This is a genomic window from Maridesulfovibrio frigidus DSM 17176 (genome assembly GCF_000711735.1).
Classification (GTDB): domain Bacteria; phylum Desulfobacterota; class Desulfovibrionia; order Desulfovibrionales; family Desulfovibrionaceae; genus Maridesulfovibrio; species Maridesulfovibrio frigidus.
This window is the reverse complement of record NZ_JONL01000008.1, coordinates 235,165-245,555: the sequence shown is the minus strand read 5'-3', so window position 1 is coordinate 245,555 and position 10,391 is coordinate 235,165. Positions and strand designations below refer to the sequence as shown.

The 10,391-nt window shown below is 43.8% G+C and carries 10 protein-coding genes; 8 read left to right on the top strand and 2 right to left on the bottom strand.

Annotated elements, in window-relative coordinates; translation table 11 throughout:
- Positions 1-132: 132 nt before the first annotated feature.
- Entirely contained in the window at positions 133-834 is a 702-nt protein-coding gene (locus tag BR06_RS0115995; RefSeq protein WP_031484851.1) for an epoxyqueuosine reductase, read from the bottom strand.
- 77 nt (positions 835-911) lie between these two features.
- A complete protein-coding gene (locus BR06_RS0115990; protein ID WP_031484847.1) occupies positions 912-2,144 on the bottom strand; it encodes an SLC13 family permease in 1,233 nt (410 codons plus the stop codon).
- A gap of 226 nt (positions 2,145-2,370) precedes the next feature.
- On the opposite strand from BR06_RS0115990, the gene dnaE reads away from it, so the two are divergent.
- The 8 genes from dnaE (at position 2,371) to BR06_RS0115950 (ending at position 10,381) form a co-directional block, all read left to right on the top strand.
- The gene (gene dnaE / locus BR06_RS0115985; protein WP_031484845.1) at positions 2,371-5,883 is read left to right on the top strand and encodes a DNA polymerase III subunit alpha; all 3,513 of its coding nucleotides are present in this window, start codon (positions 2,371-2,373) and stop codon (positions 5,881-5,883) included.
- Between the two features lie 103 nt (positions 5,884-5,986).
- Positions 5,987-6,373, top strand: coding sequence for a 6-carboxytetrahydropterin synthase QueD (gene queD, locus BR06_RS0115980; RefSeq protein ID WP_031484843.1), 387 nt, complete (start codon positions 5,987-5,989; stop codon positions 6,371-6,373).
- A 4-nt stretch (positions 6,374-6,377) separates the two neighbouring features.
- Complete coding sequence (gene dtd / locus BR06_RS0115975) at positions 6,378-6,845, top strand: D-aminoacyl-tRNA deacylase (RefSeq protein ID WP_031484841.1); 468 nt, start codon at positions 6,378-6,380, stop codon at positions 6,843-6,845.
- 134 nt (positions 6,846-6,979) lie between these two features.
- Positions 6,980-7,411, top strand: a complete 432-nt coding sequence (locus BR06_RS0115970; protein WP_031484838.1) for an ATP-binding protein — start codon at positions 6,980-6,982, stop codon at positions 7,409-7,411.
- Complete coding sequence (locus BR06_RS0115965) at positions 7,393-7,722, top strand: STAS domain-containing protein (protein WP_031484836.1); 330 nt, start codon at positions 7,393-7,395, stop codon at positions 7,720-7,722. The genes BR06_RS0115970 and BR06_RS0115965 overlap by 19 nt, the downstream gene beginning before the upstream one ends.
- Positions 7,723-7,749: 27 nt before the next feature.
- Positions 7,750-8,859, top strand: coding sequence for a FapA family protein (locus tag BR06_RS0115960; protein ID WP_031484835.1), 1,110 nt, complete (start codon positions 7,750-7,752; stop codon positions 8,857-8,859).
- Positions 8,860-8,866: 7 nt separating this feature from the next.
- Positions 8,867-9,622 carry a motility protein A gene (locus tag BR06_RS0115955; RefSeq protein ID WP_031484834.1) on the top strand — a complete coding sequence of 252 codons (756 nt, stop codon included), beginning with the start codon at positions 8,867-8,869 and terminating at the stop codon, positions 9,620-9,622.
- Between the two features lie 12 nt (positions 9,623-9,634).
- Positions 9,635-10,381 (top strand): OmpA family protein, encoded by a 747-nt coding sequence (locus BR06_RS0115950; protein ID WP_031484833.1) that lies wholly within the window; start codon positions 9,635-9,637, stop codon positions 10,379-10,381.
- Positions 10,382-10,391: the final 10 nt, after the last annotated feature.

Sequence of the window (10,391 nt, the reverse complement as noted above, 5' to 3'; positions counted from 1 at the left end):
TGCCGTTAAGGCGTTGCTGACCCGAGAAAGAGGTTCTATGTAAAACGCTGCTCCACGTCAATAGGTTTCTGCGTTATTATGGATATCTATTAGGATTTGTTTGGTTAATGATTGGTACAGTCACCGCAGGCCTTACCCTAGCTTGCTACCCCATGGGCAGACCTTGATACAGATGCCGCAAATTAGGCCACTTACATTTGGAAGATGCTGAAACTCTTCAGTCAGCTTTGAAACACATTTGCCGAAATCCAATGCTTCGTTGCGACTCTTATAGTAGTCTTTTGTTGATAGACCCTTGATAGCTCCAGCCGGGCATGCCTCTGAGCACTTCATGCACTTGCCGCAACGGTTAGCTACTGGAGAGTCCACAGACAACGGTGCACTCGTCAATATCGTAACCAGCCGCACTCTTGAGCCGTATTCAGGTGTGATCAAAAGCAGATTTTTACCCTGCCACCCAAGTCCAGCTATACGTGCAACAGCCTTATGACTGACATTTCCATACCATTCTTCATGATCAAGTATCTGTGATGCGGGTATCGGCAAACTCACATATCCATCTGACTGAAGCTTTTTCACGGCCTTATATGCTACTTCATCCAATAACCTGTTCACGTTCTGATAAGTTGAACTGTAAAGAGGTGTCGGCTGATCAACAATAAAATCAAACACAGCTCTTGGGAGCTGCATAGCAATCGAGATCGCATGAGTGAAAGGGGAAAACAAATTCTCAGGAATAGTTTTCAGCTCGGATAACGATTGAACATCCGTAACCCCAACAAGATCAGCCCCTTCCTTCATCAAGTAATCTTTCAATTTCGCAGTATATTCCATTTTTCCTTTCTCTATTTTTAAGTAAGCATCTAAAATAATTACAATACCAAGCGAATAGAACTTCTTTTACCCACCGACTACATATATATATAAGGTATTACCTTCCAAACCCAGACCGACAACAATACCGCGCCGCATATATTTAAAACCATGCCTAATGTCAGCATAGTCCGAAGTGACACCTTTCGCATCTCCCCGAAGGCAAGGCTATTACATGGTGTGGCTATAGGAGTCATGAAGGCACAGGTCGACGCTATCGAAACTAGTATCATTAACGACATAGGATTAACCCCGTATAAGCTGGCTGTATGAACTACCACCGCAAAGAAGGCCGTTGATACCACTGTGTTGCTTAGAACTTCAGTCAGCAGGATCACGACAACTGCCGTTATCAGATATAATAAATATCCACCTTGCTCAACTATAGGAAGTACACTTACCACTTCGCCGAACCAGCCTGCAACGTATGTATCAATCCTAAACAGCATTACTATAGAGATCACTACAACGAGAACGGCAAGGTACATAAGCCCACGCTTCGGTAAGCCTTCCACTAAACTTTTTAACCCCATTAATGGACCTTCACTCGAAGTACCATTAATGCCAAGCGACAACTTACCGAATATCGTAATTATAAACACCGCTGTGAACGCTATTGTTATTGCAGGCTCTATCTGAACATAGGAAGAGCTTAACTCCCTGATAATCGAAGTTGTCACCCAGAAGAGTATAAAAAGCCCGAAGACGAGTATCCCCTGCTTTTGCTTTATGGTGACTCGTTCAGGTCGACCAATAAGCTTCGCTGGAATCCTTTTGCTCCCTTCTGGAATAGACATTCTGACAACTATCCACGCCAGCAATAGAAACAATACAACAACAGGCAACGCCCACATAAACCAGTTGAAAAAGGTTATCTGTTCTCTGCCCTCTACATTGAATAGTTCTAGCGCCCCTAACAAAAGCAGATTCGCAGGACTTCCTATCAACGACCCCATGCCGCCTATGTTTGCTCCATATATAATAGATAGGGTCAGTGGCGTGGTCATGGATTTCAGCTCGCCATCGAGTTTGCGGATAACGGGGATCATTGCCAGCACTGTCACAGCATTAGGGATAAACATGGACATCCCAGCCGACACAAAAATCAATGATAGCAGCAACCAGTCTACCCTGCCGCGACTGAACCTGACGGCCTTAGCCGAAAAATATTCAGGAAGTCCAACTGATGCAATCACGCGATACAAAATGTATCCAGTGGCAAAGAGGAGCAAAAGCGGTAAATGATCATATATATATGATGGGGAGGTCATCCCCGAATAGTAGCTTTTTTATTTTCAGTTCGTAAACTAAAGTTTGACCGTTTTAACGCACTGGCAACGTTTGCTATTTTTACAAGTTTCGTTCACGTCCTATTAAGCTTGGACTTTTGTGCATTTCAAACTTATTGACGGATCATAGTTTATGTAAATATTAACTCATCAATTGTTCTTAAGTACTAAAGTTTAATTCCACGCTCATATCATCAGGAACTTATATATGTCAGAATTTGTCCATTTACATGTTCACACCGAATACAGTCTTCTAGACGGAGCTATCCGCATTAAAGACCTATGCCAGAGGGCTAAAGACCTCGGCATGCCTGCGGTTAGTATTACAGATCACGGAACCATGTTCGGAGCCGTGGCCTTTTATATGACTGCGCTCGACATGGGGATTAAGCCGATTATTGGTTGTGAAGTATATGTGGCTCCCGGCGACATTGATGATGAAAATGCCCACAAGAGTAAGGAGCACAGACATCGCTACCATTTAGTGCTTTTGGCCAAGAATCAGCAGGGCTACAAGAACATTATCAAACTTGTATCGCTCGGATATCTGGAAGGGTTTCACTATAAGCCGCGTGTAAGTAAATATCTGCTTAATAAGTACAGCGAGGGAGTTATCTGCCTTTCCGCTTGTCTTGCTGGAGAAGTCTGTAAATCGCTTATGAATGAAGGGATAGACGCGGGCGTTGAAATGGCGCGCACCTATTCTAAAATATTCCCTGACAATTTTTACATTGAAGTGCAGGCCAACGGTCTCGCTATCCAGGAAGACGCCAACAAACTGCTGATCGAATGCGCAGAGCGCACAGGACTGCCTCTTGTTGCCACCAACGACTGTCATTACCTCACAAAAGACGATTACGAAGCGCATGATCTACTGCTTTGCATTCAGACTCAGACCACCGTCGATGCTGAAAAAAGAATGCGCATGGACACAGACGAACTATATTTCAAAACCCCCGAAGAAATTGAACAATATTTTGCTCATGTACCTGAAGCGGTAGCCAATACTCAGCGCATTGCGGAGATGTGCAATCTCGAAATTGAACTCGGAAATTACTACTTCCCTGATTATGAATTGCCTGAAGGCATGACCATCAATACGGAGTTTGAACACCTCTGTCGTGTAGGTCTGAAGAAACGTATTGCCAATGTCCCATATGATATTGATGAGAAAGAGTATTGGGATCGGCTTGATTATGAGCTTGGAATTATTATTGAAATGGGTTTTCCAGCCTATTTCCTTATTGTTCAGGACTTCATCAACTGGGCTAAAGACAATAAAATACCTGTAGGCCCGGGCCGTGGTTCGGCGGCAGGTTCCATCGTTGCATGGGCACTGCGTATCACCAACATTGACCCACTTCCGTACGATCTTCTTTTTGAAAGGTTCCTGAACGTTGAACGTATCTCAATGCCTGATATCGACGTCGACTTTTGCGAGCGCAGAAGACTTGAAGTTGTTAAATACTGCTCGGAGAAATACGGCTGGGACCACGTAGCCCAGATCACCACCTTCGGAACCATGAAAGCCAAAGCGGTAATTAAAGACGTAGGCCGCGCACTTGGGATGGACTTTGCCCAGACCAATAAAATCGCAAAATTTATCCCTGATGATCCAGCCCTGCTGGCTAAAATGCTCGGAGTTAAGAAAGCTAAAATCAATGTTGAAAATGCTGTAGCTGCTAGCCCAGAGTTGCAGAATATGGTGGATTTTGATCCCAAAGTAGAAAAACTGATTGATATTGCCAAACGCCTCGAGGGCATGTCCCGCCACGCATCAACTCATGCCGCTGGTGTTGTTATTTCTGATAAGCCGATGATGGAATACCTTCCACTCTATCGCGGTAAAAAGGGCGAGGTCGTAACCCAGTTCGACATGAAAAAAGTCGAAAAAGTCGGCCTGATTAAGTTTGACTTTCTTGGCCTCCGAACAATGACAGTTGTTGAAGACTGTCTTGATGTTATTCGCGGGCAGGGCAAAGAAGCTCCTGACCTCGACAATCTGATTCTCGATGACCCAGCCACTTACGATATATTTTGCAAAGGTGATACAGACGGTATCTTTCAGGTTGAATCATCAGGAATGCGCAAATATCTGCGTATGCTTAAGCCGAACTGTTTCGAAGATATCATCGCGATGCTCGCGCTATACCGTCCTGGCCCTCTCGGCTCCGGTATGGTTGACGAATTCATTAAGCGTAAACACGGTGAGATAGAAGTATCCTATCTATGGCCCACTCTTGAAAATAGCCTAGCTCCGACTTACGGGGTTATTGTTTATCAGGAGCAGGTTATGGCGGCAGCTATGACCATCGCCAACTATTCACTTGGTGAAGGTGACTTGCTCCGTCGTGCAATGGGTAAAAAAGACCCGGACGAGATGGCCAATCAGCGGGTAAGATTCCTTGAGGGTGCAAAAGAGAATGAAATTCCTGCTGCAACAGCCAACTCGATATTTGACCTTATGGAAGAATTTGCGGCTTACGGTTTCAATAAATCTCACTCCGCAGCATACGCACTTATTTCATATTATACGGCCTTTCTAAAAGCACATTTTCCGGTAGAATTCATGGCAGCTTTGATGAGTACTGAAATGAATAACACCGAGAAAATCATCATGTATATCAACGCCTGTCGCGACATGGAAGTAACCGTGCGCCAGCCTGATATTAATCTTGGTAAGGCCAGATTTTCCGTGCATGAAGGCGATATCCTTTACGGCATGGCAGGCATTAAGAATGTGGGTGAGGAAGCTATTGATGAAATCGTTATCGAACGTGAGAAAGACGGTCCTTTTACAAGCCTCATAGATTTCTGTTCCAGAGTAAACCTGCGCCGCGTAACCAAACGGGTCATCGAATATTTGATCCGGGCAGGTGCGATGGACTCTCTTAAAATCTCTCGTGCAGGACTGATGGCAGGCCTCGATAAATCTGTAGCCTACGGTCAGAAGAAAACAAAAGATAAAGAATCCGGCATGATCAACATGCTGGATATGCTTGGCAGCTCAGATGAAGCAGAAAGTGAACCGATCCCCCTAAGCTTTGATGAGTTTAATACCGAAGAGTGGGATGACACAGAAAAATTGAAGCTTGAAAAAGAAGCTCTCGGATTCTTTTTAACAAGTCACCCTCTTCTCGCATATCGCCATGAAATGAAAAGACTGGGCCTTGTTACAATTCAAGAATGCAAACAAATGTCCAACGGAGCTCAGATAAGGCTCGGCATAATCATTCCTACCTATAAGGAATACGTCACAAAAAAAGGTGACAAAATGGCCTTCTGTCAGATGGAAGACATGACCGGCTCAGGTGAATTGACCATGCTGCCCAACACCTTTGCTGTTGCTGAACAATTTTTATCGCAGGATCAACCTCTCCTTATTAAAGGCAAGATCGACCTACGGGACCAGGAAGATGATGATTCTGATGCCCCCAAGCAGGCGAAAGTTCTAGCGGAAGAAGTGTCACTTCTCTCCAGCGCACAGGCCGGATGTCAGGAGGCCGTTCCCCTCCCGATGCACTGTAAGCTATGCTCAGATGCTGGCATTGCGGAACTTAAAGCGATTTTAGGAGGCTACCCCGGATCAGCTCCGGTAACACTCCAGTTATACTTAGAAGAGTGCGTCTGTTCACTAAGGCTCGGTCCTTCTTATACAATCAGGCCTAACGGCGATTTTTGGAAAGAGTTTAATGAATGGCGAAAACGGACAGCAGCATAAAGGCCACCCGAAAAAGCATAAGACAGAGCATTGACGAATTATTGCCGTAGACGCTAAGCAAATCAATTCGTTTACACCAAAGACAAGACAGCAGGAGAATATAATGAGCAAAGGAAAGTGGAGACTTAAAGTCAAAAAAGAATTTGCAGCAGCTCACCAACTAAGGAATTACGGCGGAAAATGTGAAAACATGCACGGTCATAATTTTGGAGTAGAAGTCGAGATAGAAGGAAGTCACCTTGACTCCAAAGTCGAAATACTCATGGACTTCAAAGAGCTGAAAAATGAACTGTTAGACGTTCTTGAAACTCTGGACCACAAACATCTTAATTCTGTTGAGTACTTTGAACACAGAAATCCATCATCAGAAAACATCGCACGCTACATATATGATGAGATGAAAAAAAGAGTACAAACTGACAGCATCAGACTTGTCTATGCATCTGTCTCTGAAAATGACTCTTCTGTAGCGACCTACAGCGAGGAATGATTTAATGCGGCTAGTCATTCAAAGAACCAGCGGAGCAAAGGTCGATGTTGCGGATCGGACCGTAGGCGAAATCGGCCCCGGAATAGTAGTTTTGGTCGGTTTCGGTAAAGAAGATACCGAAGGCCTTCCATCATCCAAAGCATGGGACACCATCATTAATAAAATGATCGGTCTCAGAATATTCGAAGATGACGCCGAGCGCATGAATCTGGCTCTTGATGCCTTTAAAGGTGATATTCTGCTAGTTTCCCAGTTTACTCTTTACGCGTCTTGCCATAAAGGGCGCAGGCCATCCTTTACCGGAGCGGCTCAACCGGATTTAGCCAAAGACTTATTTGACCAGTTTACTGCGGCAGTTAAGGTAAAAGCCCCCGGCAAAGTGGAAACCGGCGAATTCGGTGCAATGATGAATATTGATTTTGTGAACTGGGGGCCCGTTACCATAATCCTTGATTCTGAAGATTTCGCTTAAAATTAGGGTTTTCACATGTCTTCTTTTGCTAAAAAGAACGGATTAGGGTATTAATTCAGACACTCGTATACACAGTACGTTGCAACACCTGACCGGGAGATTACTTCCGCTCGAAAAGGACATCCGGAGCATTCATGCATAAATTTGTGCTGGAAGCAGTTCCCAACCCTGAAGAAAGTAGGGAAATTGCCAGACAGGCGATTATCATACTTAAAAAATTCATTTCGGACGAGAGCATACTTCACGACATTGACTTAGTCTTGACGGAAGCGTGTTCGAACGTAGCTAGACATGCTTACGAGCACAGGGCTGACTGCAATCGACTTGAATTGAACATTACAGTAGTTCCCCCTGAATATATTGTCCTTGAAATTGCGGACTGGGGCAGAGGGCTGTGTTCTGAATCGATAGATTTCTCCATGCCTTCACCTGAAGCTATTGGCGGAAGAGGCATGTTCATCATGTCTAAACTTATGGATAAATTTGAGCTTATCAAAGTAGAGAACAAAAATATTATTAAGCTAACCCGCAAGGTGCAGGAAGATCAATGGCTGATGAAAGAATAATTATCTCAGACGGAATTCTCACGTTACTGTGCGGGGAAGAAATAACGATAGAGACTATCCATGAGTTCAAGGAAGAAGTTGAAGAAAAAAGCAACTCTTCCGACATAAATACTGTTGTAGCCAATCTATCCGAAGCGCGTTTTCTAGACAGCTCCGGAATAGGCTTCTTAGTTTCTCTCAACTCACGATTGAAAAGAAACGACAAAAGAATGTTTCTGCTGCGTCCCAGTGAACATATCTGTAAAACTCTGGAATTAGTCCGCCTAATTTCCTTCTTTACTATCATTCAAGATGAACGTGAAATTGTGTAGCTATCACACTCCCCTTCGGAGATCCTTATGCCCTGCCTAAAGCACTATTTTGATCCAGATTTTGATTACCGGAATCTCAAACCGACTCAAAAACTTGATGGCAGCACGGACTTTTACAACATAGGATATGTTCAAAGTGTTGTTATTGGGCAAGTTTTAGCGGAATGGAAGGACGAGGAAAGCGAAGTCTGTTCAGACGGCCACAGACAATGTCCCGAAAAGATTTTTCCAAAGGGCCCTAATACAAAAATTAATCCTGAAGACCCGAATCAGTTAATTGCTACAAAGAACGGATATGTTTTTTATAATGCAGATCAACTGATCACGGTTAAAGAGCTGCTTAATATTCGTGGAGATGTAGGCCTGACAACTGGAAATATTTTTTTTGTTGGTGACCTTATAGTTCACGGATCTGTAAAATCCGCTTTAGAAATTAAAGCCTACAATGTGAATGTAAAAGGGGTTATCGAGCAGGCGAATATTAAGGCCGGGGGATTTTTGAAATGCGATGGCGGCATTAAGGGCAACAGTGCTGCACATATTGAATCAAAAGGAAGCATACGTGCCAGCTTTTGCGAAAACGCTACACTGATCAGCGGTAAAAATATTATCATTGATAAAAGTTGCATGCACAGTACTGTTTATTGCGAAGGCAAGTTCGCTGTAAAGGGACGACTATGCGGTGGTCCTTGCTATAGTGATCAGTTTATATACGTTGGAGGACAGTTGGGAGGAGGCCTTAGCATCCCTGCCCAACTGATTGTAGGGTACAGCCCACATGTGCTGCTACAAATAAATAAAATTTCAAAGCAGATTGCCAAGCTACGGATTCGCATAGAAAATTTTGAGAAAGACAAGCTAGATGGAGACTCGGTTACAGTCAGTAGCATGAACAATATCGAAAAATGCGACGTGAAGGTCAGATTTCTAAAGAACAAGAAAAAACAGCTATGGAACAAACTAGAACATACACATAAACTGGAATCATGCCGAATTATGTGTTCCGGAGTTGTTAAGTCCGGCGTTGAAATTAGCATTGGCCAAGCTTTTCTACAGGTTGATGAGCCCCTGGAAGATGTTTTCTTCTACTATGAAAACCATGAAATTAAAGTGGGATCTCCCGCACTAAAGAAATAGAATACTTATGGATATCGCAACTCTGATTGGTATTGTCGGTGGTTTTGGACTAATTATAGCAACAATTTTCATGGGTGGTAATGCAGCGGGTTTTATTGACCCGCCGTCCGCTGTTGTTGTTTTTGGTGGAACATTTGCGTCGGCTTTTATCATGTTCCCAATGGCAGTAGTGCTTAAAGCGTTCAAGATTGCCTTGAAAGGATTCTTTGCAAAAGCCAGAGACCCAAAGGCTATCGTTGATCAAATTGTTGCTCTTGCCGAAACAGCAAGAAAAGAAAGTCTTGTTGCTCTTGAAAAAGTTGCAATTGATGATGAGTACCTGAAAAAAGGGGTGATCTTAGTTGCCGATGGAACAGATGGCGACCTTGTTCGTGCCATTATGGAAATCGAAATAGATTTTATGAAAAAGAGACACTACCAAGGGCAGGACGTAATGAAAGGAATGGGCTCAATGGCCCCTGCTTTCGGAATGATCGGAACTCTTATCGGTCTTGTTAACATGCTCTCCAATCTTAGTGATCCTGACGCAATTGGCCCAGCTATGGCTGTCGCATTGCTCACAACTCTTTATGGATCGATACTCGCCAACGTAGTATTCCTCCCACTCGCCAAAAAACTTGAAGAACGTTCAAATGAAGAAGCCCTCTATATGGAGATTATGGTTGAGGGAGTAGTTGCGATTCAAAAAGGGGAACACCCTTCGATTGTAAAAGAAAAGCTCCAAGCATTCCTAGCTCCTGCAATGCGCGACGTAATCGCATAACTGTAATTTGCCATGGCAAAAATAGTAATACTAACGCCGAAAGATAACAGCCCTCCAGCAGAAGAAGGGCTACCACCGTGGATGGCGACCTTTGCCGATATGGTAACTCTTTTGCTTTGCTTTTTTGTACTACTACTCTCTTTCGCATCTAATGATGCGGAAAAATTTAAAGAACTTCTAGGCTCAATTCATAACGCTTTCGGTGTTAAAATTGAACGAAAAGAAGCAGACCACCTATCCCTGACCCCTTCGGATCTACAACGTAAAGAAGTTAAAATGGACAGCAACGAAAAACGGTTGCTGGGGCTTGTTCTGCGCATTAAAGCCCTTCTCAATGAGGACGATGCAACCCGAAAATCTTCAGGGGTTAATGCCGACCAAGACGGCGTAACCATGAGTACGGACAGTGCGTCTCTTTTCGAATCAGGTTCAGCGAAGTTAAAGCCGACGGCCAGTAAAACTCTTAATAAAGTTATCAGCATTCTCAAAGAGAACAACTACAATCTAGTAGTGAGAGGGCATACGGATAACACTGAAACACGATCAGCCAAGTACCCATCAAACTGGGAACTATCCTCGGCCAGGGCGGCAAGTGCATTGCGCTACATAACTGAACATGGCGGAATATCGACTAAAAGGCTCAAGGCTGTAGGATATGCCGACACTCAGCCTCTAGTAAAAAATGATACTGTCGCGAATAAAAATAAGAACCGCAGAATAGAGTTTTTCTACCATAAACCAGCACGCGATTCATGGTAAGGACTTAAAT